The sequence below is a fragment of the Phreatobacter sp. genome (genome assembly GCF_022843985.1).
GTDB lineage: Bacteria > Pseudomonadota > Alphaproteobacteria > Rhizobiales > Phreatobacteraceae > Phreatobacter.
Window position 1 is genome coordinate 95,686 of sequence record NZ_JALHMP010000011.1, and the last position, 25,846, is coordinate 121,531.

Sequence of the window (25,846 nt, forward strand, 5' to 3'; positions counted from 1 at the left end):
CGGGGGTGGCTTTGACCTGGCAGCCCGACGGCCCAGCAATAACGCTGAAACGTTCCGCCGTCGTCAGCCCATGAGGTGACGGGCCACCGCCATATAGGCCGGCAGCGACACGGGGTCGTTGGCGACATTGCCGGCGACGGGATGCGAGGCATAGCGGGCAATCACCATCTCGGCTTTCGGATCAATGTAGAGCGCCTGTCCGAAGACGCCGCGCGCCATATAGGCCCCGTGGGCGTTGTGGCTCACCCACCACTGGTTCCGGTAGGACCAGCCGGGCAGGGTGGCATAGCCCGCCGGCGCAAATTTGCCGGGGTCGCCGCCCCTGGCGATGGCGTCGGCGACGCCTGCCGGGAAGATCTGCCGGCCGTTGAAGGCGCCACGGTTGCGCATCACCTCGCCGAAGCGGGCGAGATCGCGCGTCGTCGTGTTGAGGCCGCCCCCGCCGCTTTCGATGCCGAGCCGGTCGACATGGTAATAGGCATCCTCCTCCGCTCCCATCGGCTGCCAGATGCGGGTCGACAGCAAGTCGCTCAGCGACTGGCCGCTGACCCGCCGCAGAATCCAGGCGAGGACGTCGGTATTGACCGTCTTGTAGGCGAAGACCCGGCCATGCTCGCCTTGCTTGCCGATGGTGGTGAGATAGTCGAGCAGCGAGAGCTGCGGCGTGCCGGGCAGCGGCGGGGCCATGCCGTTGGCGCGGCGCAGCGCGAAAATGTCCGAACTGGGATCGGTATAGATCTCCGAATAGGCGAGCCCGGTGGTCATGTCCATGACCTCGCCCACCGTGGCGTCGCCGAAGCCGCCGGCGGCAAGTTCGGGGACATAGTGGGTCACCGGTGCCGCCGGATCGATGAGCCCCTCGGCCACGAGGATGCCGGCGAGCGTGCCGGTGAAGGACTTGGTCACGGACATGCCGATATGCGGCTGATGCGGCTTGAGGGCGCCGAAATAGCGCTCATAGACGAGCTTGCCGCGGTGCAGGACGACGACACCGTCGGCATAGGTCTCGGCCAGGGCCGCGGCGAAGCTGATCGCCCGGCCATCCATGGTGGTGACCGCGACCGGCCCCAGGTCGGTCTCGGCGCGGGGCAGGGGGGAGGCGGGGCCGGCGCCGCGCCAGACATTCACCGTCGGCACGATCTGGCGCACATGGCTCCACGACCAGCGCGATTGCGGGAAGGCGCGGAAGGAACCGTCGGCATAGGTGATGGCCTTGTCGGCCGGCGGCGGGAAACCCGTCATCCAGCCGCGTGCGACCGGGTCGCTCGCGGCGGCATCGGGTGTTTCTGTCCGGGCGTCGGTCATGGAAGGGCTCCTGCGCGAGTGATGCGGTGCGAACGGACGACCAACCCATGAGCGGTCGGCGGGGCTCTATTCGTTCCGCGATGCGATACGGTCGTGCCAAAACATATTGAAGCCGAAGAAGATTGCTGCTCATTCTACCGGCGCGGGCGAAATGAAGGTCACCGACCATAACGGCGGTGGGCAACAAATCCACCCCGCGCAATGGAGAGGTGCCCGGCACCGGCGTGGCTTGTCGATGCAAAAACAGGCATGCCACGATGCTGGGCAGATTGTATGCGAGGTTTGTTGATGCCGATCCTGCCCAGGGCGGATGTCGTGTTGCGCGGCGGCCGTGTTTTCGTGGCCTATGGCGAGCCGGTCGCCGAGGCGATCGCGCTATGGTCGGGCAAGGTTCTGGCGGTGGGCTCCTCCGCCGACATGGAGCCGCTGATCGGTCCGGCGACCCGGGTCGTGGAATTGCGCGGACGGCTCGCCACTCCGGGCCTGTTCGAGGCGCATGCCCATCTCCTGCCCATGGGCCTGTCCATGGCCGAGGTCGATGCGCGGCCGCAGAAGGCCGACACGCTCGATGCCCTGCTCGATCTCATCCGCGCCGCTGCGGCGACCAAGAGGCCCGGCGAGTGGATCCTGGCGCGCGGCTATGACGATTCCAAGCTCGACATCCGTCGCCACCCGCACCGCACCGAACTCGATCTCGCGGCGCCGGACCACCCCGTCTATCTCGTGCGCACCTGCGGCCATCTCGCCGTCGCCAACACCCTGGCGCTGAAGATCGCCGGCGTGACGACCAGGAGCCCGGTGCCCGCCGGCGGGGCCATCGAACAGGTCAATGGCGAACTCACCGGCCTGATGGCCGAGAACGGCCGCCAGGCGGTCCAGGCGGTGTTGCCCGCCTATACCGACGAGGACCATGTCGCCGCCATCGAGCGCGGCGCGAAATACATGAACACGTTCGGCATCACCTCGACCATGGATGCCGCCGTCGGCATGCGCTCCGGCTACCGGGAGATCGTCTCCTACCGCAACGCCGTCCGCACCGGCCGCCAGCCGATCCGCGTGACCCAGTGCCTGCTCGATAGTCCCGGCGGCATTCTCGATCGCTGCTACGAGGAAGGGCTGGTCACCGGTGCGGGCGACGACATGCTGCGCATCGGCCCGGTGAAGATCTTCACCGACGGCTCCGCCGGCGGCAAGACCGCGGCGATGACCGCGCCCTATGCCGGCGAGGAGGAGACCCACGGCATCTATTGCCTGACCGACAAGGAGATGGAGGAGGCGACCCTGGCGGTCCATGCCAGGGGTTACCAGCTCGCCGTCCACGCCATCGGCGACGGCGCCATCGAGCAGACCCTCGTCGCCATGGAGAAGGCTCTGGCGAAATATCCCGACGCCGACCGCCGTCACCGCATCGAACATTGCGGCTTCAACACCATGGACCAGATGAAGCGCATGCGGGCCGCCGGCATCGAGCCGGTGCCGCAGCCGGTCTTCATCTACGATTTCGGTGAACTCTACCGGCAGGTCATGCCGGATGCCCGCCCGGAAACCAGCTATCCCATGAAGACCTGGATCGACATGGGCTTCCAGCCGGCCGCCTCGACCGACGCGCCGGTCTGCGATGCCAATGTCTGGCCGAACTTCTTCACCATGCTGACGCGCAAGACCCACAAGGGTTCGGTGATCGGTGCCGGCGAGGCGATCTCCATGGCGCGCGCCATCCAGGCCTATACCGCCTTCGGCGCCTATGTGAACAAATGCGAGGACCATCGCGGCACGCTGAAGCCGGGCATGGCCGCCGATGTCGCAGTCTTCTCGCGCGACTTGCTCACCGCCGCGCCAGAGGCAATCCTGTCGGACACGCGCTGCGACCTCACCATTCTCGGCGGCGCCTGCGTCCATGACGCGACTGGTGAGTGGAAGGGCTGACGAGCATGGGAGTCCATCTCTTACACCGTGCCCTTCTGTCGGTCCCCGTCCTGTTCGGCGTGCTGCTTCTGGGCTTCATGCTGCTGCAGCTGGTGCCCGGTGATGTCGCCCAGGTCATTGCCGGCCCGCAAGCCACGCCGGAGGTCATTGAACAGATCCGCCGGGATCTCGGCCTCGACCGCTCGCTGGTCATCCAGTTCTTCATCTACATCACGCGGGTGATGCAGGGCGATCTCGGCTATTCGATGATCAACAACACGCCCGTCATCCAAGAGCTCGGCGAGGCCATTGGCCCGACCTTCGAGCTGATGCTGGGCTCGCTGCTCTTCTCCGTGCCGATTGGCATCGCGCTTGGCACCATCGCCGCCGTCAACCGCGGCCGCGCCCTCGACCGGATCATCATCGCCATCTCGGTCTTCGGCGTCTCCATGCCGGTCTTCTTCATCGGCCTGATGCTGATCATGTATGTCGGCTTCCATTGGCAGTTGCTGCCCTTCCTCGGCCGCGCCGGCCCGCTCTGGACCCTCGACGGCCTCGCCCATGCGGCGCTCCCCTCGCTGACCCTCGGCCTCATCTTCATCGGTCCCGTGGCGCGCATGACGCGGACCGCCGCCCTCGAGGTGATGAATGCCGACTATGTCCGCACCGCCCGGGCCAAGGGCCTCGCCGAGCACACGGTCATCATCCGCCACGTGCTGCGCAACGCGCTGATCCCGGTCGTCACCCTCATCGGCCTGCAGGCCGGCTTCCTGCTCGGCGGCGCCGTCGTCACCGAGACCATCTTCTCCTGGCCGGGTGTCGGGCGCCTCGCGGTCGGCGCCATCCTGGCGCGCGACCTGCCCCTCGCCCAGGGCTCCATCCTGATCCTCGCGGTGTCCTTCATCGTGATCAATCTCTTCGTCGACGTCCTCTACGGCATCCTCGATCCCAGGGTGGGCAAGCGATGACCGCCGTGACCGCCAACGAGCCCGTCGTGACTCCCCGCCGCTTCGGCAACCTGCGCCGCCTGTTCCGCGACAAGCTGGCGATCACCGCCGCCGTTCTCCTTGTCCTGCTCATCCTCGCCGCCCTGCTGGCGCCCTGGCTCGCCCCCAACGATCCCTATCTGACCAATACGCGGCTGCGCATGCTTCCCCCCGTCTGGGAGGCGCGCGGGCGCTGGGAGTTCCTGATGGGCACCGACGGCCTCGGCCGCTGCATGCTCTCGCGCCTGCTCTACGGCCTGCGCGCCACCTTGATGATGGGCGTCGTCGCCACCGCCATCGGCGGCTCGATCGGCCTGCTCCTCGGCCTCTTCGCCGCCTTCTACCGGCGGCTCGACGGCCTGATCATGCACCTGTCGGACATCCTGCTGTCCTTCCCGGCCATTCTCCTCGGCCTTTCCTTCGCCGCCGTCGTCGGGCCGGGCATGACCGCGGTCGTGATCTCCCTCGCCGTGGCGACCATCCCCACCGTGGTGCGTGTCACCCGCGCCTCCGCCCTGGTCGTCATGGGCCAGGACTTCATCGAGGCCGGGCGCTCGATCGGCCTCAACGACCGCACGCTGCTGGTCCGCTATCTCGCGCTCAACTGCATCTCGTCGGTCTTCGTCTACATGACGCTGCGCTTCGGCCAGGTGATCCTCTTGGGATCGGCCCTGTCCTTCCTCGGCCTCGGCGCCCAGCCGCCGGTCGCCGAACTCGGCACCATGGCCTCGGCCGGGCGCAACGAGCTCTTCCTCGCTCCGCATATCGCTGTCATGCCGAGCCTCGTCATCGTCGTGCTGGTGCTCTGTGCCAACGTCCTCGGCGATGCCCTGCGCGACATGCTCGATCCGCGGCTCAGGCACACATGAGCCGCCGATAGCCAAGGGCCCGGATCAACACGGGCCGGAACAGAACCCAGGTCTCCAGAGGAGTTGGAAGATGAGTATGAAACGACTTGCATTGCTGGCCACCGCCATCGCCGGCGGCCTCGCCATGGCGACGCCCGCCCTGGCGCAGGCGCAGAACACGCTGACCATCGTCCGCGAGGTCGATTCCGACCGCTATGATCCGCATCGCTCGACGGCGCGCGCCGCCTCCGAGGTGCTGTTCATGCTCGCCGACACGCTGGTATCGCTCGACCATGACATGACCACCATCAAGCCGGGCCTCGCCGAGAGCTGGACCGTCTCGCCCGACGGCAAGGTCTACACCTTCAAGCTGCGCTCCGACGTGAAGTTCTGCGACGGCAAGGCGATGACCGCCGACGACGTGGTCTATTCGCTGAAGCGCTGGATCGACCCGGCCACCCGCTCGCCGGTGCGCTGGCGTGCCGGCCCGGTCGAGGACATCATCGCCAAGGATGCGACGACGGTCGAGTATCGCCTGACGGCGCCCTTCTCCGAGCTCCTCTACCAGCTCACCCAGAGCTTCGCCGTCGTCATCGACAAGGCCAATGTGGAAGCCCTCGGCGCCGATTTCGGCGTGCGCGGTTTCAACGGCACCGGCCCCTATTGCTGGGGCGAATGGCGTCCGCGCAACGACATGCGCCTGCGCCGCCATGATGCCTATCGCTGGGGCCCGCCGATCTACGAGAACCGCGGCCCGGCCCATATCCAGGAGATCGTCTGGCGCATCGTGCCGGAGGAGAACACCCGCCTCGCCGCCGTGCTGACCGGCCAGAGCCAGGCCACCCAGTATGTGCCCTATTCGGGCATGGCGCAGATCCGCGCCAACCGGAACCTGCGCATCGTCGACAATCCGGCCGCCTTCTGGACCTATTTCATCGGCTTCAAGGTCGACAAGGCCGGCGTCGACGATCCCGTTGTCCGGCGCGCCATGGTCATGGCCGTCGATCAGGAGGCGATCTCCCGCGACATCAATTTCGGTGAGACGGAGCCGGCCTTTTCCTACATCCACCAGTCGGCCACCGACTGGAACAGGGCGGTCGACTCGCGCCTGATCCGCACCAATGTCGCCGAAGCCAACCGCCTCCTCGACGAGGCCGGCTGGGTGCGCGGCGCCGACGGCTTCCGTTCGAAGAACGGCGTCCGTCTGTCGCCGCTGGCCTATGGCTTCACCGGCTCGACCTGGCAGAAGCTGATGGAGACCGTGCAGGGCGACCTGCGCAAGATCGGCGTCGACCTGCGCATCCAGCTCTTCGATGCGACGGTGGCCTGGGGCAAGCTCGCCACGCAGGAATTCGACCTGTTCGGCATGTCCTTCCCCTACATCACCGCCGGCGATGCGCTGAACCTCTACTTCCGCTCGACCAACGCGCCGACGCCCAACCGCATGAACTGGAAGAACGCCGACACCGACCGTCTGCTGCAGACCGGCATGACCGCTGTCGACGCCGCCCAGCGCGCCGCGGCCTATGGCGAGGTGCTCCAGCAGGTGCATGACGCGGCCGTCTGGATCCCGCTCTACCACGAGCCGATGAAGGTGGCGGCCTCCGCGCGCCTCGCTCCCTTCAAGGCCCACAACATCTATGGTTGCGGTTTCTACAAGGGCCTCGACCTGCGCTTCACGCGCTGATCTGACGACCTTTGCGGCCGGGCGCCCCGTGCGCCCGGCCGTTGCCTCGCGCCGGCCAGAAGAACCCGACACGCCCCGAGAGAACGCTCATGCCCGTCACCCTGATCAAGAACGCTTCCTGGGTCGTCGCCTTCGATGGCCGCAAGCACACCTATATGCAGGGGGCCGACGTCGCCTTCGAGGACGACAAGATCATCCATGTCGGCCCGGGCTTTGCCGGCAAGGCCGCGACGACCATCGACGGTGCGGGCATGCTGGTCATGCCGGGCCTCGTCAACGTCCATTCCCATCCGGCCTCCGAGCCGATGGCCAAGGGCTGGAACGACGAACTCGGTTCGCCGCGGCTCTACCAGTCCGCTCTCTATGAATTCATGCCGCTGTTCCGCGCTGATTCCGGCGGTGCTCCCGACATGGAGGCCATTCCCGCCTCCGCCACCGTCGCCTATTCCGAACTCCTGCTCTCCGGCGTCACCACGCTGGTCGACATGTCGGTCGCCTGGGACGGCTGGCTCGACACCTTCGCCGCCTCCGGCCTGCGCGGCGTCCTGTCGCCCATGTATCGCTCGGCCCGCTGGTTCACGAGGAACGGCCACGTCGTCGAGTACGAATGGGCCAAGGACGAGGGCATCCCCGCCATGGAGGCGGCGATGAAGGTGCTCGAGAGCGCGGCGAAGCACCCCTCGGGGCGCATGTCCGGCATGGTCTCACCGAGCCAGATCGACACCTGCACCCCCGGTCTCATCAAGGCGAGCTTCGCCGAGGCCAAGAAGCGCAAGCTGCCCTTCCAGATCCACGCCGCGCAGTCGGTGGTCGAGTTCCACGAGATCACCCGCCGCCATGGCATGACGCCGGTCGAATGGCTCGGCTCGCTGGGCGTCCTCTCCGACCGCTCGCTCATCGGCCACGGCATCTTCATGGACCACCACACCTCGGCCCACTGGCCGCGCCGCGACGATCTTCAGGATCTGGTGGATAGCGGCACCACGGTGGCCCATTGCCCGACCGTGTTCCAGCGCCGCGGCATCGCGCTGCAGACCTTCGGCGAATATGTCCGTCGCGGCGTCAACATGGCCATCGGCACCGACACCTATCCCCACAACATGATCGAGGAGATGCGCCACGTCGCCATCATGTCGCGCGTCGTCGGCGAGGACGTCTATGACGTCCGCTCCACCGACGTCTTCAATGCCGCGACCCTCGGCGGCGCCAAGGCGCTGGGCCGCAAGGATATCGGCCGGCTCGCCGTCGGCGCCAAGGCCGACATCGTGCTGGTCGACGTCACCCACGCCTCCATGCGGCCGCTGCGCGATCCCGTCCGCTCGATGATCTATTCGGCGGCCGAGCGCGCCATCCGCACCGTCTTCGTCGACGGTCAGAAGGTGGTCGATGGCGGCAAGGTCCTGACCATGGACCTCGACGCCGCCTCGGAGAAGCTGGAGGCGGCCCAGCGCCGCGCCGAAGCCGGCGTCAAGGCGCTCGACTGGGCCAAGCGCGACCACATGAAGATCTCGCCGCTGATGTTCCCGCCGGCGAAGGGGTGAGGCTCAACGGGTCAGCGCCTGGGAAGGCCCCACCCGCACCCTCCCCGCTCCGCGGGGAGGGGGACTACCACGTCTCTCCTTGTCGCGACGGTCGCGCCAGGCTCCTCCCGGCAAGATGACCCGCGAGGTCGAAGTCCCCCTCTCCTCGCGTGAGCAAGGGGAGGGTGCGGGTGGGGCCTTCAAGGCCTTGGCGAGGGTCTGAACGTGACGCCCTATCCCCACACCTCGCGCGCCACGTCGACGATCATCTCCAGCTTCCGCCACTGCTCGTCCTCGGCCAGCGTGTTGCCCTCCTCGGTCGAGGCGAAGCCGCATTGCGGCGACAGGCAGAGCTGCTCCAGCGGAACGAATTTCGCCGCCTCGTCGATCCGCCGGATGATGTCGTCCTTCTTCTCCAGGACGCCGGTCTTCGAGGTGACCAGGCCGAGCACCGCCGCCTTGCCCTTGGGCAGGAAGCGCAGCGGCTCGAAGCCACCGGCCCGCTCGGTGTCCCACTCCATGAAATAGGCATCCACCGGCATGGTGTTGAACAGCAGTTCGGCGATCGGCTCGTAGCCGCCGGAGGCGACGAAGGTGGAGCGGAAATTGCCGCGGCACAGATGCATGGTGATGGCGAGGTCCTTTGGCCGACCGCCGATGGCCGCCGTCACCATCGCCGCATAGATGCCACCCTGCGCCTCGGGATCGTCGCCGCGCTCGGCCAGCATCTGCTTCTGCGCGGGGTCGCAGAGATAGGCGAAGGAGACGTCGTCGAGCTGCAGGTAGCGGCAGCCGGCGTCGTAGAAGGCATGCACCGCCTGGCGGTAGGCCTGGCCGAGATCCTCGTAATAGTCGGCCATGTCGGGATAGAGTCCCATCGTGATGAGCTTCCGCCCGCCCCGGTAATGCAGCATCGACGGCGAGGGGATGGTCATCTTAGCCGTGCGCGTCGTGTTCGCCTTCAGGAACTTGAAGTGCTCGATGAAGGGGTGGGTCGAGAAGCCGATCTTACCGGTGACCCGCGGTGCCTCGGCCTTGGTCTGCACCCCGGCGAACTGGATGCCCTGGTCGAGCGCCACCCGGGACACGCCGTCGAGCTGCCAGAGGAAATCATAGTGCCACCAGGAGCGGCGGTATTCGCCGTCGGTGATCGCCTGCAGCCCGATCGCCTCCTGCCTGGCGATGAGTGTCTTGATCTCGGCGTCCTCCACCGTCCTGAGCCCGAGCGCGTCGAGCGAGCCGGCGGCATAGGCGGCGCGGGCCTCCTTCAGCGGCTGCGAGCGCAAGAGCGATCCCACCTGGTCGGCGCGATAGGGTCCCGCCTTGCCGGGCAGCACGGGGGCGGGTGTGGTGGCGATGCTCATCGGTCCTGTCTCCCTGGCGAGCCCCTGTCCCGGCCCCTCACGGCCGGCGGCTTTCTTCCGTATCGCCACAATAGGATGGAACCCGGCGGCCGGCCATGCCGCGCCGGCGCGTCGGTGGCGCGGGCATCGGCGCAAGCCCGGCTTGCGGCACGGCCCGCGCGGCCCCCTTGCCTGGCGGCGACTTCCGGCCGATCTAGGCGACAACGCCATGCGGCCTGCGCCGCGTCATGCGAGGACGAGCCATGACCCCCGCTCTTACCGGCATCCACCACCTGACGGCTGTCTCGGCCAATGCGCCGGGCAACCACGCCTTCTACACCCGCGTGCTCGGCATGCGCCTTGTCAAGCGCACGGTGAACCAGGACGACACCTCCGCCTATCACCTCTTCTACGGCGACGGCGTGGCCAGCCCCGGCTCGGACATCACCTTCTTCGAATGGCCCGTGGCGCCCGAGCGGCGCGGCACCAATGCGATCATCCGCTCGGCGCTGCGCGTCTCGGGCGAGGCGACCATCCGCTGGTGGGCGGCCCGCTTCGCCGAGAAGGGCGTCAAGCACGACGCCCCGGTGCTGCGCGACGGTCGCCTGACCCTCGATTTCGAGGACCCGGAGGGCCAGCGCCTCGCCCTGATCGACGATGGTGGCGTGGGCGAGGCCCATCCCTGGGACCAGAGCCCCGTGCCGGCCGAACACCAGATCCGCGGCCTCGGCCCCATCACCGCCAGCGTCCCCGTGCTGGAGACCACCGATCTCGTCCTCACCCACGTGCTCGGCATGCGCAAGGTCCGTGACTACACCCTGCCCAGCGCCTCGCCCGTCCATGTCTATGCCATGGGCGCCGGCGGACCGGCCGCCGAGTACCATGTCGCGGTCGAGCCGCATCTGCCGCAGGCGCGCCAGGGCGCCGGCGCGGTCCACCATGTCGCCTTCCGCACCCCTGACGAGACCGAATATGCCGGCTGGATCGCGCGGCTGAACGGGTTGCGCATCCCCAGCTCCGGCGCCGTCGACCGCTACTATTTCCGCAGCCTCTATTTCCGCGAGCCCAACGGCATCCTCTTCGAGATCGCCACCGACGGCCCCGGCTTCGATGTCGACGAGCCCCTGGCGACCATCGGCGAGAGCCTTGCCCTGCCGCCCTTCCTCGAGCCGCAGCGCGCCGCCATCGCGCGCGGGCTGAAGCCCCTCGGCTAGGGGCCGGCGCGACGTTCTCCGAGAACCCGCGCCAGGAAGGCGATGACGGGCGGTGCCACCGCCCCGGCATGTTCCTCATAGGCGGAGAGCTTGCCCTCGCCGACCACCACGTCCTCGATCCCTGCGAGGCTGGCGAGCGCCGCCATCTCCGCCCCTGACTTGCGCGGGGTGGCGGCGGCACGCACCACCTGGACAGGGACGGCGGCCTGTCCCGCCGCCGCCAGCATCGCCTCGCGGCTGTCGAACGGATCGAGTTCGCCGGTGACGAATCGGAACGAGGCGTGGCGGGCGCCGGGGGCCTCCGTCACCGTGAGCTTCTCCTGCATCAGCTCCGGCGTCACGAAGGCGGGATCGGCATAGACGTGGCCGCGCATCATCATGCCGATCACCGGGCGGTTGACGTTGAGCCGGTAGAAGGCCGTCCCGACGACGGGCAGGTCGACCGCCTGCGCCAGCGCCCGGAACAGCCGCAGCCGTCGGCCGGTCATGGTCGGCAGCGGCCCCCGCCAGGTCGGGGAGAGCAGGCTCAGCGCCCCGAGCGCGCGCGGCGTCGCGGCCGCCTCGGCGAGGGCGTAGCCTGCCGCATGGCCGGCGGCGACGGTGGCGGCCGGGCGCAGCCTCACCGCCAGTTCGTGAAGGAAGGCCTTGAGATCCTCCGGTCGCCAGTTGCGAGCGGGTCGCGGCAGCGTGCCGAAGCCCGGCCAGTCGACGCTGACGGTAGCGGCATGCGGCGCCAGCAGCCTCTGCAGCGGGAGCAGTTCCGCGCGGGTGGAAATGGAGCTCAGGGCCGGCAGCAGCAGCACCGTTTCGCCCGAGCCCATGCGGGTCATGCCGAGGCGGATGTCGACGCCCTCGTGGTGCCAGCTGAACTCCTCGTCGTGTCGTTCCATGGTCGATCCTCCGGCAGTCGCCGCATACGGGCGAAATGTGTCACGTCCTGTCCGGTTGTCCACTGCGATCGTGGCCACCCTGCCCCGGGGCGCGCTTGTGAGGCGCAGACGGCGCCGCCTAGTATCCGGCCATCGATTCGTGACTGTCGGGGCCCGCCATGATCCGCCTGAGCCTGCTTGCTGCCTTCGCCGCCTTCGGCCTCGCCGCCTGCCAGGCGACGACGGCCCAGGCGCCGGCGCCCCAGCCCGTGGCCACCGCCACCCCGTCCTATGTGACGCGGCCCGATTTCCGCCTTCCCGAAGGCGCCGGCTGCGCCGGCGAGATCGCCCGGTTCCGCGCCGTGATGGACAATGATCTGGCGACCGGCCATGTCACCCGCGAGGTCCATGGCCGTGTCATCGCCGACCTCCGGGGCCCCGAGGGCGCCTGTTCCGCCGGCCGTGACGGCGAGGCGCGCGGCGCTCTCACCGCCGTCAAGCGGCGCTATGGCTATCCCGGCTGAGCCGCCGGGCCGCCGGCCAGCCACCATTGCGCATAGGCGAGCTGGAAGGGCGGCATCAGGTCGGGCCTCAGGTCATCGGCGGTGCGCAGGATATGGATGCCGGCAAGTTCCGGCTCGGCCTGTCGCGCCAGGCGCTCCAGAATGGCCCCGCGCAGCGCCTCCGCGGTGAGGCGCGTGCGGACGACCTTGATGAAGGCGGAGCGCTTCTCGTCCTCGTGCAGCCAGAACCCCTGGTCGAAGGCCAGTTCCTCCGCCGTCAGCCCCGTCTCCTCGGCAAGCTCGCGCACCACGCTGCCGTCGAGGTCGACCCGGCCGTCGACCACGTCGGCGGGATCGGGCGTGCCTCCGGGGAAGTAGATCCTGCCGGCATTCGCCGTATGCCCGCCCATGATCCCCATCACCAGCGCGCCGTCGGCACTGGTCAGCCCGGCGACGGCGAAGCCGTTGCGGCTCACGCCGTCCGGCTCAGCGTGCCGCATATAGTGGAGGAACTGCGCATAGCGCACCTGCCGGTAGCGGGCCTCGAAGACATCGCCTGCCACCTTGCGCTCGGCGATGACCAGGACCGGCCCGTCAAACAGCGCGGGATTGGCTGCGGTGGCCGTCCGCCAGGCGGCGTCGATCGCCTCGGCATGGGTTTCGGCATAGTCCCAGGCGCGATCCTCGACCGTGGCGCGAATGTGGCGGATGTGGCGGAACCTGTAGGGCGTCAAGACGTTGTCCTCGCGCGATGTCCTTCGACCCGGAGGTCCATGGGTCCACGGTGTCGTGTCTCTTGAGGCACGGCCTTTGACCGACCTCAAGGTTGGTGGACTTGCAGCTTGGCAAATGGCACGACGGTCACCTATGGTCCACCCTGGGTCGGGGGCCTGCAGGAGGGAATACCCATGTTGAAGAAATTGGCTTTGGTCGGCGCTGCCGCTCTGATGATCGGTGCCTGCACCCCGCGCGAAGAGCGTGCCGTGGCCGGCGGTGCCATCGGCGCAGGCGCCGGCGCCCTGATCGGTGGCCTCGCCACCGGCACGGGGGGCGGCGCATTGGCCGGCGCCGCGATCGGCGGTGTTGCCGGTGCGGTGATCGGTGCCGAGACCACGCCGCGTCGCCGCTGCTGGATCAACAGCTACGGCGAGCGTATCTGCCGCTACCGTCGCTGATCGCAGGCGACAGCGAGATCAGACCCGCCGGCGCCAGCCGGCGGGTTTTTCTGTGGCCGTTCCGGCGCAACGACGGCAGGCCTAGAGAAACGGCAGGCCTAGAGAAGAAGCCGGCCCTCGCTGACCAGCACCGCCCCGCCGCCGATGGTGACGGTCTCGACGGTGCCGCGCGCCAGCGTCAGGCCGAGGGTGATGCGGCTCGGTCGCCCCATCGCGAATCCCTGCTCGATGATGATCTGGTGTGTGCCATCGGCGAGGCCCTCCTGCGCGGCCAGGACGCCGGCGAAGGCGGCGGCAGCCGCGCCCGTGGCGGGGTCCTCCGCGATCCCGAGGCCGGGCGCGAACATGCGCGCATGGAATCCCGCTGCCGGATCGACGGTCTCGCGGCTATAGGCGAAGATCGCGGGATGGTTGTCGCCGATGGCGGCGAAGGTTTCCGCGAACCAGCGCGTGTCGACGCGGATGCGGTCCATGGCCGCGCGCGTCCGGACCGGCACGTAGCAGAACGATACCGGCGCGCCATAGCGGCTCGGACGGTGGCGATCGAAGCCGATGTCGCGGATGTCGAGCCCCAGCACGCCCGCGAGCTGCGCGGGGTCGGGCGCAGGGCCCAGATCCGCCGGCTTGCGCGGGGCCACGAAGGTCGCCGTGTAGCGCCCGTCCATGTCGCGCCGCACGCGGCAGGGGACCGGCCCGGCCTTCTCGCCGAGGATGAAGGCGGTCTCTGCGCCCGGCGCGAGGCCGTCGAGGACGGCGAGGAGAACGGCCGTGCCCACCGTCGGATGGCCGGCGAAGGGCAGTTCCGCGCCGGGGGTGAAGATGCGGATGTCGGCGCGGTGGCCGGCCGCCGTCGCGGGCAGAACGAACACCGTCTCCGACAGGTTGAACTCGCCGGCGATCCTCAGCATGGCGGCGGTGTCCAGCCCGGCGGAATCATGGACGACGGCGAGCGGGTTCCCGGCCAGGGCCTCGTGCGTGAACACGTCGAGCGTATGAATGCGGCGGGCGGGGGACGCTGGCGTCATGGCGGCTCTCAGGCGATCGGTTCGGGGGAGAACAGGCGCGACGGCGCGACGAACTCGTCCTGCGCCGCGACGGTGAGGATTTCGCGCGAGCCGGCTTCTTCCGTGCGCTTCAGCAGGCCGAAGACCGAGGAGGCCGCGCGCGAGACCGCGAAGGCCTCGTCGCCGGTCGTCGCGGCATGGACGAAGAACAGCGCCGCGATGGCATCCCCCGCCCCGTTGACCGAGACCGAGAGCCGCGGCGTGCGCACGCGGAAGCGGCCATTCGGCCCGCAGGCGAGGAGATCCATGGCGTCGGCGGGCGTGTCCTCGGTCATCAGGCTGGTGACGAGAACGGTCTTGGGGCCCGTCGCGCGGATGGCGTCGACCGCCGCCACCGCATCGGCGATGGTGGTGATGGATCGCCCGGAGAGATATTCCAGCTCGAACTGGTTCGGCGTGATGATGTCGGCGGCCGGCACCGCCTGGTCGCGCATGAATTCCGGAATGCCGGGCCGGACAAAGACGCCCCGTCCGACATCGCCGATCACTGGATCGCAGCAATAGAGCGCTGAGGGATTGAGGGCGCGCACGCGCTTGACGGCGGCCATGATGGCCGAGCCGATATCCGACGAGCCCATATAGCCGGACAGCACGCCGTCGCAGGTTGCGAGAACGCCGCGGTCGGCGATCCCCTCGACCAGTTCGTCGATCATCGGCCCGTCATAGACCCGGCCCTTCCAGGCGCCATATCCCGTATGGTTGGAGAACTGCACCGTGTGGATCGCCCAGACCTCGTGGCCGAGCCGCTGCATCGGAAAGACCGCCGAGGCATTGCCGACATGGCCGTAGGAAACCCAGGACTGGATGGACAGGATATTCATGGTGTGCTCCGTCGCGCCAGCCTAGCGCGCGCCTGTGGCACTGCACCAATTCCGTTCCGTGAACCGAGGCATCAGTCCTTTGCGGGTCAGGCGATCTTGACGCGTCCGCGGGCGATGGCGATCCCGCCGGTATCGTAGAAATGCGTCAGCTCGACGATGAGCCCGTCGCGGACGCGCAGGTGGTCAAGGATCTCGTAGGTGCCGGAGCGTCCGTTGTCGAGAAAGCGCACCTCGGCGCTCCAGCGCACGACCACATGGTCGCCCTCGGTGACGATGTCGTCGATCCGATGGCTGAGATAGGCGTTGTTGTCGTGCAATTGCTGCAGGTAGCGCCCGATGTCCTCGCGGCCGAGCCGCATGCCGGCCGCCGGGCTGAGGGCCGGATTGCCGATCACGGTGAGCCGCGCATCCGCGGCGAAATAGGACACGAACTCGTCCACCGCTCCGGCCATGCGGGCGGCATAGAGGGCGTGCACCGCCTCGGTGATCGCCTGGCTGTGCTTCTTGCGCTCTGCGGAAGTCGAAGGGGACTTCGCCATGGTCAGATACGACCCGAAAGAACCGCCAGCGAGGCGGTGTCGATGAACGTGGAGAACTCGACGATCTGGCCGTTCTCGAAGCGGATGAAATCCGCCATGTCGAAATCGGCAACCGAACCGGTCGCGGTGCAACGCAGGGTCAAATGGCGGCGCGTGACCGCGATGTCGAAATCGGCAATGACATCCACCACCAGCCCGTCGACATATTCATAGCGGTTGCACCATTGCCGCACCCCCTTGGCGATGGCGGCCCGCCCGCGAAAGGGCCCCGCCTCGGGGACCAGACGGCTGTCGGCCACCATCCGCATGAAACCGTCTTCGGCGAAACCGGCGGCGAACTGGTCCGCATCGCCGCTGCGGCCGGCCGCATAGACTTCCGCGAGCCGTTCCTTAAGGTAGGGCAATCCCGAGATCAGGCGCAGGCTCGGTTGCGACATGAATTTTCTGACCCCGCCTCTCGCCGGACAAGTCCTCGTAAGCCCCTTTGCGTGTCACGCCAAGGTATTTTGATACACGCTGCGACATGCCTGATGAGTGGAACATGAACCCCCATCCGATCGCAAGATTGCATCCGTAAAGTCACGCCCATCAAATGGGCGGATTGCCGCCCCTGTCGCCGCTCCCCGCCGCAGCCTCCTGACCCGGCCGGAGCTTAGGGATGGACGCTGCATCCGGCAAAGCATGTTGCCCGCGACCTTGCGACACGGGAGCCGATGCTGGTGATCCACGCGGCACCTCAGAGAAAAGGGCGGCCGACGCCGCCCTTTTCTGGAATTCCGCGGGTGTCACCAGGCTGGTGCATTCTCACCCGTCGGTCGGTCGCGCAGCGCGTCTCAGTTCTTCGTCTTGTCGACCAGGGCCTTCGCCTTGATCCAGGGCATCATGTCGCGCAGCTTGGCGCCGACATCCTCGATCGGGTGGGCGGCCATGCGGGCGCGGGTCGCCTTGAACGAGGTCTGGTTGACCTTGTTCTCCAGCATCCAGTCGCGGGTGAACTTGCCCGACTGGATGTCGGTGAGGACGCGCTTCATCTCGGCCTTGGTCTCGGCGGTGATGATGCGGGGACCGGTGACATATTCGCCGTACTCGGCGGTGTTGGAGATCGAGTAGTTCATGTTGGCGATGCCGCCCTCATAGATGAGATCGACGATCAGCTTCACCTCGTGGAGACACTCGAAATAGGCCATCTCCGGCGCATAGCCGGCTTCCACCAGCGTCTCGTAGCCGGCCTTGATCAGCTCGACCAGGCCGCCGCAGAGCACCACCTGCTCGCCGAAGAGATCGGTCTCGCACTCTTCCTTGAAGGTCGTCTCGATGATGCCGGCACGGCCGCCGCCATTGGCCGAGGCATAGGACAGGCCAAGGTCATGGGCATTGCCCGAGGCATCCTGATGGATGGCGATCAGGGTCGGCACGCCGCCGCCGCGCTGGTACTCCGAGCGCACCGTGTGGCCGGGGCCCTTCGGAGCGACCATCAGCACGTCGAGATCCTTGCGGGCCTCGATCAGGTTGAAATGGACGTTGAGGCCGTGGGCGAACATGATCGCGGCGCCCGGCTTCATGTTGCCATGGAGGTCGTCGCGGTAGATGTCGGCCTGCAGCTCGTCCGGGGTCAGCATCATCATGATGTCGCAGACCTTGGCGGCCTCGGAGGGCGTCATGACGGTGAAGCCGGCAGCCTCCGCCTTGGCGCGGGTGGCCGAACCCGCCTTCAGCGCGATGACCACGTCCTTCACACCGGAATCACGCAGGTTCAGCGCATGGGCATGGCCCTGGCTGCCATAGCCGACGATGCAGACCTTCTTCGACTTGATCAGGTTCAGATCGGCGTCGCGATCGTAATAGACACGCATGGGATGTTCCTTCCTTGGGACTTGGGTTGCGTGAGGGGTCAGGCGGCCGCCGGCTTTGGGTCCGTGCGGCCGTAGAGGGTGAGGAACTGGTCGGTCGCAGCCGCCGCGTCACGGGCGATCTCGGCCTTGCCGAGCTTCAGCCCGTCGCCGAGCAGCAGGCGGATCTGGACGTCGCGGCCGACCAGGCCGAAAAAGGTCCGGAACGCCGCTTCGGTGTCGTCGAAGGCGAGGAGGCCGGCGGCGCGCCCTTCCTCCAGCACGGGCTTCAGCCGGCCACCGATGGCGAAGCGCCCATTCTCGAGGACGATCTGTCCGAGATTGCTCTGCTGTGACGCGGCATGGGTGATCGCCACCCGGTTGAGCGCGATCGAGGTCGGGCTGGAAATGACCGACAGCCAGTTCGCGGCGAAATCCCTCAGGCTGTCCCTCAGGCTCGAGGCGTCCAGCCTCTGCCGGTCGTAGCGGCCGGCGCGTACCCGCGAGGCCTGCCACTGGACGGTGGCGGTCAGGAGGCCGTCGCGGTCACCGAACCACTTGTAGAGCGTTTCCTTCGAGCAGCTCGCCCGCCGCGCCACGGCCGTCATGGTGAGTTGGCCGCCCTTCTCCTGCATCAGCGCCAGCACCGCGTCGAGCACCGCCGCCTGACGGGCGGTCGGCTCGGCCGCGTCAGGGGCGGCCGTCTCGGGAGCGGAGGACTTGGTGGCGGAAAACTTGGTGGCGGAGACCATGGGAGGCGAGGTGAGGAAGCCGTACCGTACGTTACGGTTCGGTGGTCTAGCGCAGCGCGATCATCGACGCAAGTCGCCTCAGATCAATGCCTCAAGCCAGGGCGGCTCAGCGGGGCGGGGTCCGGCCATGAGGGGTCATTCGGCATCCTTCCAGCCTGGGCCGATGATTTCAAAGAGCTTGCGCGGACGGCTGACAGGAGTTCCGGTGAGATACGCCCTGCAAAGCGGAAGCCGCGCGATGCACGATGAAGGCTGCGAACCTGGTCGACCAGCACGGCACCTTCGATCTCGGGCTCATCAACCATGACGATCTTGGTTGGCCATGGCCTCGTGTTGCGCGTGATCGGCACACGACGACCAGATCGGACCGTCGGTTGTACTCGACATCGGATATGACCAGTGCGGGGCGGGCCCCAGCCTGTTCGCTGCCGTTGGTCGGATCGAAATCGACCCAGTAAACATCACCGGCGTGGATCAGCGGACGCCCGTCATCGCCTGTCATCGACGATCTCGTCTCCGCGATCCGGTCCCCAGTCGACGACTTCCGGCCGGCCGTCCGGACCGAGCCGGTCCATTTCCGCCACCATGTCGGCAAGGCTCATGGACGGATAGCGGGGCGCGATCGGCCGGCGGATGTTCAGCCCGCCCGGCACCGCAACAATCTCCAGGTCCTCGCCGGGTTTCAGGTCAATCGTCTCCGCCACGGAGCGCGGCACGCGGACGGCAATGCTGTTGCCCCATCGAGCCGATTTGGCGCGCACGGTCAGGCCTCCATCACCAGCCCCGGATATCCGACGTATATCCCAAGCGTGGCGAGGCGCAAACGCGGCCGCCGCCAATCCGGATAGGGTCAGGCCGTCAGCCGCCGCAGGCCTGGCGATAGAGCCGCACGGTCTCCGCCATGCCGTGGATCAGCGCATCGGCGGTCAGCGCATGGCCGATCGACACCTCGGCGATATCAGGCGCGGCGGCGATGAGCTTCGGCAGGTTGTCGAGGGTGAGGTCATGGCCGGCATTGACGCCGAGGCCCGCCGCGACCGCGGCCGCCGTCGTCGCCACCAGCTTGGCGAGCTCCGCCGCCTGGACCGCCGCATCGCCGGCATGGCCATAGGGCCCGGTATAGAGCTCGATGCGGTCGGTGCCCGTGGCCCTGGCGCCCGCCACCAGCGCCGGATCGGCGTCGAGGAAGATCGACACCCGCATGCCGCCCGCCTTCAGCCGGGCGATGGACTGTTTCAGGAGATCGGCGTCCCGGTGGACGTCCCAGCCGTGGTCGGAGGTCGCCTGCGCTGGATCGTCCGGCACCAGCGTCACCTGGTCGGGCTTCGCCGCCTCGCAGAGGGCGAGGAAGCGTTCGTCGGGATAGCCCTCGATGTTGAACTCGGCGGCCGGAAACTCCGCCCGCAGCAGGCCCGCGAGGTCGAAGACGTCGTGGCGGCGGATATGCCGCTCGTCGGGCCGCGGATGCACGGTGATGCCCGCCGCCCCCGCCTCCAGCGCGATGCGGGCGAGGCCCGTCACGCTCGGCCAGGGCAGGTTGCGCCGGTTGCGCAGCTGCGCGATGGCGTTGACGTTGACGGAGAGATGCGTCGGCATGGCTTCGGCCTCGGGCGGGCGAACTTAACGGACGCGCATTCAGCGTCCCTGCGCGCCATCCGGCAAGGCTGCTTCCTGCATGCCTTCCGCGCCGCGGCTCATGGCGGCGATGCCGGTGCGCGACACCTCGACCAGGCCGACCACGCCCATCAGGCGGATGAAGCGCTCGACCTCCTCCGTCGTCCCCGTCAGCTCGAAGACGAAGGAGTTGAGCGTGGCGTCCAGCGTCCGCGCGCCGAAGGCCCCGGCGAGGCGCAGCGCCTCGACGCGCGAGTCGCCCTTGCCGCGCACCTTGACGAGGCAGAGCTCGCGCTCCAGCGCCGAGCCCTGGACGGTCAGGTCCACCACCCGGTGGACGGGCACGAGGCGGTCGAGCTGGGTCTTGATCTGCTCGATCACCTTCTCCGTGCCGGTGGTGACGATGGTGATGCGCGAGACATGCTTCTCGTGCTCGGTCTCCGAGACCGTCAGGCTCTCGATATTGTAGCCGCGGCCGGAGAACATGCCGGCGATGCGGGCGAGAACCCCGGGCTCGTTGTCGACCAGCACGGCGAGCGTGTGGCGGCGCTCGGCATGGATGGCGTCGGAGAGGAAATAGGCGGACTGGGACTGGGTCATGGTGGTGGGTGTCGCAACAGGCTAGGCCAGCGAGACTGGCGTGGGAGTGGCAAGCCGCTGCGCGCGGCGCACGAGCGGGACGTCGAGGGTGACAAAGCGGCGCGCCGGCGCCGCCGTCGAGAGGTGAAGGGCGTCGGCAAAATCGAGGCCGGCGCGCAGGAGGTTCAGGGCCGTGTGGATCGCCTCGGGCATCGGGGTCTCCACCTCGGGAAGGCCGAGGAAGGCGGTGAGGCTGTCGGCGACGGCCTCACGGTCGAGCCCGTAGCGGTCGCGCAGGACCCACTCGGCCTCCAGTAGCACGGTCGTCGGAACCAGGATGGGACCTGACGACAGCACCTTGGCCGCGCGCTGGTACATGGCCTCGTCGTCGCGGATGACGATGCGGACGAGGATGTTGGCGTCGATCGCGTCCATGGTCAGGAGCCGCTTTCGTCATATTCGCGACCCCACCGGCGGCGCTTCGCGGCATCCACCGCCGGCTGCCACTCGCTCTCGGGGATAGCAGGGCCGGAGTACCAGCGCCGCCCCATGCCACCGACCGCCTCCAGCGACGTACGTGGGAACGGCTGCGCCGCCTCCATGACGATGCGGCGGCCTTCCATCGTCACCTTGAGCTTGGCGCCGGCCTCGATCCCGAGTTCGTCGCGGATGCTCTTGGGAATGATGACCTGCCCCTTGGTGGAAACGGTCGTGTCCATGGCTCCCTCCGGCCGGGCGGTAAGACGACGGTAAGATAACATCCCGCCGCCGTCTCCGCCAGGCCTCACACCAGCTGCTTGCCCTTGGCGTCGATGATGTCGCCGGTCTGGCCGGCGAAATCGGCGAGGATCATCTCGTTATGCGCCTTGCCCGAGGGGATCATCGGGAAGCAGTTCTCTTCCTTGGCCACCAGGCAGTCGAAGATTACCGGTCCGGGATAGTCGAGCATCTCCTTGATGGCGTCATCGAGCTTGGCCGGATCATCGCAGCGGATGCCCTTGGCGTGATAGGCCTCGGCGAGCTTCACGAAGTCCGGCAGCGCCGCCGAATAGCTCTCCGAATAGCGCCCGCCATGCAGCAGCTCCTGCCACTGGCGCACCATGCCCATATATTCGTTGTTGAGGATGAAGATCTTCACCGGCAGGCGATACTGCGCCGCCGTCGACATCTCCTGCATGTTCATCAGCACCGAGGCCTCGCCCGCCACGCAGATGACGAGGTCCTTGGGATGGGCGAGCTGCACGCCCACCGCCGCCGGCAGGCCATAGCCCATCGTGCCGAGGCCTCCGCTCGTCATCCAGCGGTTCGGGTCGTCGAAATGGAGATATTGCGCCGCCCACATCTGGTGCTGGCCGACCTCCGTGGTGATGAAGCGCTTGCGGTGCTTGGTCAGCGCCTCCAGCCGCTCCAGCGCATATTGCGGCTTGATGATCGTCTCGGAATTCGCATAGGCGAGCGACTTGCGCGCCCGCCAGCCCTCGATCTGCAGCCACCAGGCCTTGATCGCCGGCTTGTCGACCTGCCCCGCCACGTCCTTCCACAGCCGCACCATGTCCTCGAGCACATGGGCGCAGTCGCCGACAATGCCGATATCGACCTTGACGTTCTTGTTGATGGACGAGGGATCGATGTCGATATGGATCTTCTTCGACCCCGGCGAGAAGGCGTCGAGCCGCCCGGTGATGCGATCATCGAACCGCGCGCCGATATTCACCATGAGGTCGCAGCCATGCATGGCGAGATTGGCCTCGTAGGTGCCGTGCATGCCGAGCATGCCCAGCCATTGCGGGTCATGGGCCGGATAGGCGCCAAGCCCCATCAGCGTCGAGGTCACGGGATAGCCGGTGGCGCGGACGAGCTCGCGCAGCAGCTGCGAGGCCTGCGGCCCGGCATTGATGACGCCGCCGCCGGTGTAGAACACCGGGCGCTTGGCCTTGGCGATCATCTCCACCGCCGCCTTGATCTTGGCGAGGTCGCCCTTGATCTGGGGACGATAGGTCTTGTGCTGGTTGTCGCGCGGCTTCTCGTATTTGCCGCTCTTGAACTGGATGTCCTTGGGGATGTCGATGACGACCGGCCCCGGACGGCCGTTCTGCGCCACATAGAAGGCCTCGTGCAGGATGCGCGGCAGGTCCTCGATGTTCTTCACCAGGTAGTTGTGCTTGGTGCAGTGGCGGGTGATGCCGACCGTATCGGCCTCCTGGAACGCGTCCGAGCCGATCAGATGGGTCGGCACCTGGCCGGTGAAACAGACGAGCGGGATCGAATCCATCAGCGCGTCGGTGAGGCCGGTGACCGCATTGGTCGCGCCGGGGCCGGAGGTGACCAGCACCACGCCGACCTTGCCGGAGGAGCGGGCATAGCCTTCCGCCGCATGGACCGCGCCCTGTTCGTGGCGGACGAGCACATGCTTGACGCTGTCCTGCTGGAAGAGCGCGTCATAGATCGGCAGCACGGCGCCGCCGGGATAGCCGAAGATCGTGGAGACGCCCTGGTCGATCAGGGTCTGCACCACCATTTCGGCGCCGGTCATCTCGCGGGACATGGGTCGGTTTCCTTGTGGCATCGTCTTGGTCTGGTGTTGCAGCGAGGCGATAGGCGGAGAGGTCGTTCAGGGCAACAAAAAAGGCCCCGTGAGGGACCTTGTGTTGAGCGCCACCGTTCGGCCGCCGTGTGATGTCTCACACGTCCGTCGATGGCGCCCCGGATACAATAAGGATGAAACGCACGGCGTGCGGCTCCGATTGGTGAGGGTCGGGACCATAGGGGAGGGGGGAGGCGGGTGTCAAGCGGTTGGGGGGCGGATGCGCCAGTAGCCCGGTGCTTACCTCATCCTCCAGGTGCGTTCTCATGCTCAGGCGCAGATTGCATAGCCGACGGCAAAGGTGCCGCGCCTTCTAACGTTTCGCGCAACGCTTGTGCAAAACAGGTCATCATTCGAATATCAGTTTCGATCTGTTGCGGTCCGTTAGATTTTTGCGCACTCAACGCATGTGCAATATCATTTCGTCTTTCGAAAAAATCATTGAAACTAGAGAAAAATTTCTTTCCAAGGTTAGAATTGTCATCTTCGCCGTAGAAAGAACGCATAATCGGCTTTTCGTAGCACAAACGGCAGACATTCCCAAGGCCAGATACATTAAATAACTCATTTAATTGATCGGGACGCATATTTCTTTCGTTGTGAATAAGCTCACGATAGATGTCTTTGCTAAGGTCGCCCCTGCAAAAATCATAGACGATCGAAAAGCGGCTTTGAGCAGAGCCAAACGCGTCGCTTAAGCCATTCTCAGATTTATCGAATTTTATGCGGCCTAGACCATCCATCGTCCGCTTCCAGGCGGTCGCGGTCATTTTCTTCGGCAAGTTATCAACCGAGGATGCACTGAGAACTACTGCGCGTGCAAATTCGCGCGCCATCTCCCTTACAAACTCCTCGAAGGTTGCGGCTAGAAGCAAAGTAGAAGAATTTGCCGCCGCAATTCGCGCCTTGATTGGATGACTGGACGCGCCAAATGTGCCGACCAAAGCCGCGATTGCCCCAAGATCATCGAGGAAATCGTCCGTAATTGCCTCAAAAACTGTTGTCATTGCTGTCACGCGCCAGAGAGTATCGACCGTAGCAGGCTAATGCGATCCTTGACCGCCTGCGCGGTGTTGCCCTGACCAGTAAGGACGGCAAGGAGCTGCGGGTCCGATACGGATTGATGCATGCGAAGTCGAACATTCGCACTGTCAGCCAGTATCAGATCGCGTCGATCCCACAGCTGATCAATTGCTACCATGGAGGCATCATAAATTGCCGCAGATATCCGCTCGCGCCCCTTTTCGTCAGGAGGCAGCAAGAACGGCTTTCCATCAAAGAGTCTATATAGGAAAGAAAATCTATCGACGAATTCACTTTTGAGCGCATCTGCCTCAACATTGCTTATCTTCAGCTCCATTGCGCGATCAAGCATTGACTTCATGGAACCGCGAATGTTTAGGTCGTTCTTTAACGCAAAATATCGCAATACAAGTTGGCAATCGCCCATGCTTGAATAAAGAAGATTCTTCTGGCGCTCAGGATTCTCATAATAATCATTTGGATCCGCTTCAATATAAGGCGGTATGTCAAAAACCTCAGTAAAAAGATCATATCGAGTAAGTTCGATAATAATGCGATTGAAGGGGCCTGGGTTTAGGGCGTTTCGGATTTCTTGGGGATTCAGCTTCGTCCCACCCGTATTCAGGCGATCAAAGATAAAACGCCTGATATCAGTCATCGTGAGGCGATTCTGTGTGTTCTCGGCCTCGCTTTCCAAGAGCAAAACGATAGCGGATAGGCTCGACCTATCGAGAGCCCGCTTGATCCTGGGTGGGCAGCGCGAATAGCGAATGCCGTTCAGGGGTTTTAGGACGGTCAGCGACGAAAGAGAAAAATCGCCAGCAATAAATTCCTTGACTGCATTAAGGCGCTGCTGCCCGTCCATTACCTCGTATCTGGCGGCATCTGTTTCGTATAGAAAAACAGGGGGCACTGGTATATTAAGTAATAATGACTCAATCAGTTTAGATTTCTGAGGGGTCGACCAGCGGAGGCGGCGTTGATACTCAGGCCGAAGGTTAAGAACCTCGCCGTTTTCAATGAGATCGCGAATCTGCGGAAGAAAGAAATTGTTCGTCTGGTAGACAATACGAAATGCGTGTTTGGCAAAAAACTCGTCCGGATCAACGGGCCGTTCTTCAGGAACGATTCCATCTGCTTCTTCCTCATAGCCGTCGATTACGACTTCTTTAATCATCTAGATCGGCCCTTAAACGAGAGGTTGTATGATAGCGCTATGGGTTCAATTAGTCGAGGCAAGCCGTCGTGCCTTCCACGTCGAGAACTCACCGCAACCGCCCCTCCGCATCCCACGCCACCACCCTCTGCGTCTCCCCGCCCCACTGCCACAGCACCAGATTCCGCATCCCCTCCGTCGCCCCTGTGGCAAAGCTCGGCACCACCACCCCGGCGGCCCCGGCCGCGACGAGCCGCTTCGTCAGCGTCCATGTGGGCGGTGTCCGCCCCTCGGCCCGCTCTCAGACCTATCGCCACCTCTCCGCGTCATGCCCGCCCTTGTGGCGGGCATCCACGACTTGACCACCGCAGCTTGAAGAGAAGTCGTGGATGCCAGGGCCAAGCCCGGGCATGTCAATCGGCGTCCAAAGTTGACCCCTTTTCGGCGTCCAAAGTTGACCCCCTTGCAGTCCGGCAGCGGACGCCCCGACGCAGCTGGTCGGGATTGCGCAGTCGGGGCGACCGCGGTTT

Annotated in this window: 27 protein-coding genes; 8 read left to right on the top strand and 19 right to left on the bottom strand. The window is 66.2% G+C overall.

Translation table 11 applies throughout. From position 1 onward, the window contains the following. Positions 1–63: 63 nt before the first annotated feature. On the bottom strand, positions 64–1,305 hold the full coding sequence (locus tag Q0C57_RS09965; protein WP_296575703.1) for a serine hydrolase: 1,242 nt from the start codon (positions 1,303–1,305) through the stop codon (positions 64–66). A gap of 288 nt (positions 1,306–1,593) precedes the next feature. Between Q0C57_RS09965 and Q0C57_RS09970 the strand changes: the two genes are divergently transcribed. The 5 genes from Q0C57_RS09970 to Q0C57_RS09990 all read left to right on the top strand — a co-directional run bounded on the left by Q0C57_RS09970 (position 1,594) and on the right by Q0C57_RS09990 (position 8,272). Beyond that, positions 1,594–3,231, top strand: a complete 1,638-nt coding sequence (locus tag Q0C57_RS09970) for an amidohydrolase (protein ID WP_296575706.1) — start codon at positions 1,594–1,596, stop codon at positions 3,229–3,231. 5 nt (positions 3,232–3,236) lie between these two features. Then, a complete protein-coding gene (locus tag Q0C57_RS09975) occupies positions 3,237–4,178 on the top strand; it encodes an ABC transporter permease (RefSeq protein ID WP_296575709.1) in 942 nt (313 codons plus the stop codon). After that, positions 4,175–5,065: an ABC transporter permease gene (locus tag Q0C57_RS09980; protein ID WP_296575712.1), complete on the top strand. Its 891-nt coding sequence runs from the start codon at positions 4,175–4,177 to the stop codon at positions 5,063–5,065. Before Q0C57_RS09975 ends, Q0C57_RS09980 begins: the two co-directional genes overlap by 4 nt. Positions 5,066–5,135: 70 nt before the next feature. Continuing rightward, positions 5,136–6,731: an ABC transporter substrate-binding protein gene (locus Q0C57_RS09985; protein WP_296575715.1), complete on the top strand. Its 1,596-nt coding sequence runs from the start codon at positions 5,136–5,138 to the stop codon at positions 6,729–6,731. 89 nt (positions 6,732–6,820) lie between these two features. After that, on the top strand, positions 6,821–8,272 hold the full coding sequence (locus Q0C57_RS09990) for an amidohydrolase family protein (RefSeq protein WP_296575718.1): 1,452 nt from the start codon (positions 6,821–6,823) through the stop codon (positions 8,270–8,272). A 212-nt stretch (positions 8,273–8,484) separates the two neighbouring features. Here the strand turns inward: Q0C57_RS09990 and Q0C57_RS09995 are convergent, their stop codons facing one another. Beyond that, positions 8,485–9,615 (bottom strand): 5-methyltetrahydropteroyltriglutamate--homocysteine S-methyltransferase, encoded by a 1,131-nt coding sequence (locus Q0C57_RS09995; protein WP_296575722.1) that lies wholly within the window; start codon positions 9,613–9,615, stop codon positions 8,485–8,487. A 242-nt stretch (positions 9,616–9,857) separates the two neighbouring features. On the opposite strand from Q0C57_RS09995, the gene Q0C57_RS10000 reads away from it, so the two are divergent. Continuing rightward, positions 9,858–10,808, top strand: coding sequence for a ring-cleaving dioxygenase (locus Q0C57_RS10000; protein WP_296575725.1), 951 nt, complete (start codon positions 9,858–9,860; stop codon positions 10,806–10,808). Here Q0C57_RS10000 and Q0C57_RS10005 read toward each other — a convergent pair. Beyond that, positions 10,805–11,698 carry an alpha/beta fold hydrolase gene (locus Q0C57_RS10005; RefSeq protein WP_296575727.1) on the bottom strand — a complete coding sequence of 298 codons (894 nt, stop codon included), beginning with the start codon at positions 11,696–11,698 and terminating at the stop codon, positions 10,805–10,807. The genes Q0C57_RS10000 and Q0C57_RS10005 overlap by 4 nt on opposite strands. Positions 11,699–11,856: 158 nt before the next feature. Here Q0C57_RS10005 and Q0C57_RS10010 point away from each other — a divergent pair, with 158 nt between their 5' ends. Then, the gene (locus tag Q0C57_RS10010; RefSeq protein WP_296575731.1) at positions 11,857–12,201 is read left to right on the top strand and encodes a hypothetical protein; all 345 of its coding nucleotides are present in this window, start codon (positions 11,857–11,859) and stop codon (positions 12,199–12,201) included. Here Q0C57_RS10010 and Q0C57_RS10015 read toward each other — a convergent pair. Beyond that, on the bottom strand, positions 12,189–12,914 hold the full coding sequence (locus Q0C57_RS10015; RefSeq protein WP_296575736.1) for an NUDIX domain-containing protein: 726 nt from the start codon (positions 12,912–12,914) through the stop codon (positions 12,189–12,191). The two genes, Q0C57_RS10010 and Q0C57_RS10015, sit on opposite strands and share 13 nt — an antisense overlap. 174 nt (positions 12,915–13,088) lie before the next feature. Between Q0C57_RS10015 and Q0C57_RS10020 the strand changes: the two genes are divergently transcribed. Then, complete coding sequence (locus Q0C57_RS10020) at positions 13,089–13,355, top strand: glycine zipper domain-containing protein (protein WP_296575739.1); 267 nt, start codon at positions 13,089–13,091, stop codon at positions 13,353–13,355. A gap of 98 nt (positions 13,356–13,453) precedes the next feature. On the opposite strand, the gene Q0C57_RS10025 is transcribed toward Q0C57_RS10020, so the two are convergent. From Q0C57_RS10025 to Q0C57_RS10095, 15 genes are all read right to left on the bottom strand, one after another. After that, the gene (locus tag Q0C57_RS10025; protein ID WP_296575741.1) at positions 13,454–14,380 is read right to left on the bottom strand and encodes a PhzF family phenazine biosynthesis protein; all 927 of its coding nucleotides are present in this window, start codon (positions 14,378–14,380) and stop codon (positions 13,454–13,456) included. 8 nt (positions 14,381–14,388) lie between these two features. Beyond that, on the bottom strand, positions 14,389–15,240 hold the full coding sequence (pdxY, locus tag Q0C57_RS10030; protein WP_296575744.1) for a pyridoxal kinase PdxY: 852 nt from the start codon (positions 15,238–15,240) through the stop codon (positions 14,389–14,391). 86 nt (positions 15,241–15,326) lie between these two features. Beyond that, positions 15,327–15,779, bottom strand: coding sequence for a nuclear transport factor 2 family protein (locus Q0C57_RS10035; protein ID WP_296575747.1), 453 nt, complete (start codon positions 15,777–15,779; stop codon positions 15,327–15,329). Positions 15,780–15,781: 2 nt separating this feature from the next. After that, the gene (locus tag Q0C57_RS10040) at positions 15,782–16,216 is read right to left on the bottom strand and encodes a nuclear transport factor 2 family protein (protein WP_296575749.1); all 435 of its coding nucleotides are present in this window, start codon (positions 16,214–16,216) and stop codon (positions 15,782–15,784) included. A 396-nt stretch (positions 16,217–16,612) separates the two neighbouring features. Beyond that, positions 16,613–17,632: a ketol-acid reductoisomerase gene (gene ilvC / locus Q0C57_RS10045; protein WP_296575751.1), complete on the bottom strand. Its 1,020-nt coding sequence runs from the start codon at positions 17,630–17,632 to the stop codon at positions 16,613–16,615. A 38-nt stretch (positions 17,633–17,670) separates the two neighbouring features. Continuing rightward, positions 17,671–18,360: a TetR/AcrR family transcriptional regulator gene (locus tag Q0C57_RS10050; protein WP_296575754.1), complete on the bottom strand. Its 690-nt coding sequence runs from the start codon at positions 18,358–18,360 to the stop codon at positions 17,671–17,673. Positions 18,361–18,529: 169 nt separating this feature from the next. Next, positions 18,530–18,862: a type II toxin-antitoxin system PemK/MazF family toxin gene (locus Q0C57_RS10055; protein ID WP_296575757.1), complete on the bottom strand. Its 333-nt coding sequence runs from the start codon at positions 18,860–18,862 to the stop codon at positions 18,530–18,532. Beyond that, positions 18,849–19,121 (bottom strand): AbrB/MazE/SpoVT family DNA-binding domain-containing protein, encoded by a 273-nt coding sequence (locus tag Q0C57_RS10060; protein ID WP_296575760.1) that lies wholly within the window; start codon positions 19,119–19,121, stop codon positions 18,849–18,851. Before Q0C57_RS10060 ends, Q0C57_RS10055 begins: the two co-directional genes overlap by 14 nt. A 97-nt stretch (positions 19,122–19,218) precedes the next feature. Continuing rightward, a complete protein-coding gene (locus Q0C57_RS10065; protein ID WP_296575764.1) occupies positions 19,219–19,956 on the bottom strand; it encodes a pyridoxine 5'-phosphate synthase in 738 nt (245 codons plus the stop codon). A 39-nt stretch (positions 19,957–19,995) separates the two neighbouring features. Beyond that, positions 19,996–20,574 (bottom strand): acetolactate synthase small subunit, encoded by a 579-nt coding sequence (ilvN, locus tag Q0C57_RS10070; RefSeq protein ID WP_296575766.1) that lies wholly within the window; start codon positions 20,572–20,574, stop codon positions 19,996–19,998. Positions 20,575–20,595: 21 nt separating this feature from the next. Beyond that, positions 20,596–20,988, bottom strand: a complete 393-nt coding sequence (locus Q0C57_RS10075) for a type II toxin-antitoxin system VapC family toxin (RefSeq protein ID WP_296575768.1) — start codon at positions 20,986–20,988, stop codon at positions 20,596–20,598. A 2-nt stretch (positions 20,989–20,990) separates the two neighbouring features. After that, the gene (locus Q0C57_RS10080) at positions 20,991–21,272 is read right to left on the bottom strand and encodes an AbrB/MazE/SpoVT family DNA-binding domain-containing protein (protein WP_296575769.1); all 282 of its coding nucleotides are present in this window, start codon (positions 21,270–21,272) and stop codon (positions 20,991–20,993) included. Between the two features lie 65 nt (positions 21,273–21,337). After that, on the bottom strand, positions 21,338–23,098 hold the full coding sequence (locus tag Q0C57_RS10085) for an acetolactate synthase 3 large subunit (RefSeq protein WP_296575772.1): 1,761 nt from the start codon (positions 23,096–23,098) through the stop codon (positions 21,338–21,340). 284 nt (positions 23,099–23,382) lie between these two features. Beyond that, on the bottom strand, positions 23,383–24,144 hold the full coding sequence (locus Q0C57_RS10090; RefSeq protein ID WP_296575775.1) for a HEPN domain-containing protein: 762 nt from the start codon (positions 24,142–24,144) through the stop codon (positions 23,383–23,385). A 5-nt stretch (positions 24,145–24,149) separates the two neighbouring features. Then, positions 24,150–25,337 carry a DUF262 domain-containing protein gene (locus Q0C57_RS10095; protein WP_296575778.1) on the bottom strand — a complete coding sequence of 396 codons (1,188 nt, stop codon included), beginning with the start codon at positions 25,335–25,337 and terminating at the stop codon, positions 24,150–24,152. Between the last annotated feature and the right edge of the window lie 509 nt (positions 25,338–25,846).

What these genes read in the sequence shown, in the direction of transcription:
- Q0C57_RS09985 (WP_296575715.1), top strand. Translation starts at nt 5,136, where the DNA reads ATGAGTATGAAACGACTTGCATTGCTGGCCACCGCCATCGCCGGCGGC.
- Q0C57_RS09965 (WP_296575703.1), bottom strand. Translation starts at nt 1,305, where the DNA reads ATGACCGACGCCCGGACAGAAACACCCGATGCCGCCGCGAGCGACCCG.
- Q0C57_RS09990 (WP_296575718.1), top strand. Translation starts at nt 6,821, where the DNA reads ATGCCCGTCACCCTGATCAAGAACGCTTCCTGGGTCGTCGCCTTCGAT.
- Q0C57_RS10025 (WP_296575741.1), bottom strand. Translation starts at nt 14,380, where the DNA reads ATGACGCCAGCGTCCCCCGCCCGCCGCATTCATACGCTCGACGTGTTC.
- ilvN (WP_296575766.1), bottom strand. Translation starts at nt 20,574, where the DNA reads ATGACCCAGTCCCAGTCCGCCTATTTCCTCTCCGACGCCATCCATGCC.
- Q0C57_RS10040 (WP_296575749.1), bottom strand. Translation starts at nt 16,216, where the DNA reads ATGTCGCAACCGAGCCTGCGCCTGATCTCGGGATTGCCCTACCTTAAG.
- Q0C57_RS10075 (WP_296575768.1), bottom strand. Translation starts at nt 20,988, where the DNA reads ATGGACGCGATCGACGCCAACATCCTCGTCCGCATCGTCATCCGCGAC.
- Q0C57_RS10095 (WP_296575778.1), bottom strand. Translation starts at nt 25,337, where the DNA reads ATGATTAAAGAAGTCGTAATCGACGGCTATGAGGAAGAAGCAGATGGA.
- Q0C57_RS10080 (WP_296575769.1), bottom strand. Translation starts at nt 21,272, where the DNA reads ATGGACACGACCGTTTCCACCAAGGGGCAGGTCATCATTCCCAAGAGC.
- Q0C57_RS10035 (WP_296575747.1), bottom strand. Translation starts at nt 15,779, where the DNA reads ATGGCGAAGTCCCCTTCGACTTCCGCAGAGCGCAAGAAGCACAGCCAG.
- Q0C57_RS10010 (WP_296575731.1), top strand. Translation starts at nt 11,857, where the DNA reads ATGATCCGCCTGAGCCTGCTTGCTGCCTTCGCCGCCTTCGGCCTCGCC.
- Q0C57_RS10065 (WP_296575764.1), bottom strand. Translation starts at nt 19,956, where the DNA reads ATGCCGACGCATCTCTCCGTCAACGTCAACGCCATCGCGCAGCTGCGC.
- Q0C57_RS09980 (WP_296575712.1), top strand. Translation starts at nt 4,175, where the DNA reads ATGACCGCCGTGACCGCCAACGAGCCCGTCGTGACTCCCCGCCGCTTC.
- Q0C57_RS10090 (WP_296575775.1), bottom strand. Translation starts at nt 24,144, where the DNA reads ATGACAACAGTTTTTGAGGCAATTACGGACGATTTCCTCGATGATCTT.
- pdxY (WP_296575744.1), bottom strand. Translation starts at nt 15,240, where the DNA reads ATGAATATCCTGTCCATCCAGTCCTGGGTTTCCTACGGCCATGTCGGC.
- Q0C57_RS09995 (WP_296575722.1), bottom strand. Translation starts at nt 9,615, where the DNA reads ATGAGCATCGCCACCACACCCGCCCCCGTGCTGCCCGGCAAGGCGGGA.
- Q0C57_RS10005 (WP_296575727.1), bottom strand. Translation starts at nt 11,698, where the DNA reads ATGGAACGACACGACGAGGAGTTCAGCTGGCACCACGAGGGCGTCGAC.
- Q0C57_RS10020 (WP_296575739.1), top strand. Translation starts at nt 13,089, where the DNA reads ATGTTGAAGAAATTGGCTTTGGTCGGCGCTGCCGCTCTGATGATCGGT.
- Q0C57_RS10000 (WP_296575725.1), top strand. Translation starts at nt 9,858, where the DNA reads ATGACCCCCGCTCTTACCGGCATCCACCACCTGACGGCTGTCTCGGCC.
- ilvC (WP_296575751.1), bottom strand. Translation starts at nt 17,632, where the DNA reads ATGCGTGTCTATTACGATCGCGACGCCGATCTGAACCTGATCAAGTCG.
- Q0C57_RS10050 (WP_296575754.1), bottom strand. Translation starts at nt 18,360, where the DNA reads ATGGTCTCCGCCACCAAGTTTTCCGCCACCAAGTCCTCCGCTCCCGAG.
- Q0C57_RS09975 (WP_296575709.1), top strand. Translation starts at nt 3,237, where the DNA reads ATGGGAGTCCATCTCTTACACCGTGCCCTTCTGTCGGTCCCCGTCCTG.
- Q0C57_RS10085 (WP_296575772.1), bottom strand. Translation starts at nt 23,098, where the DNA reads ATGTCCCGCGAGATGACCGGCGCCGAAATGGTGGTGCAGACCCTGATC.
- Q0C57_RS09970 (WP_296575706.1), top strand. Translation starts at nt 1,594, where the DNA reads ATGCCGATCCTGCCCAGGGCGGATGTCGTGTTGCGCGGCGGCCGTGTT.
- Q0C57_RS10055 (WP_296575757.1), bottom strand. Translation starts at nt 18,862, where the DNA reads ATGACAGGCGATGACGGGCGTCCGCTGATCCACGCCGGTGATGTTTAC.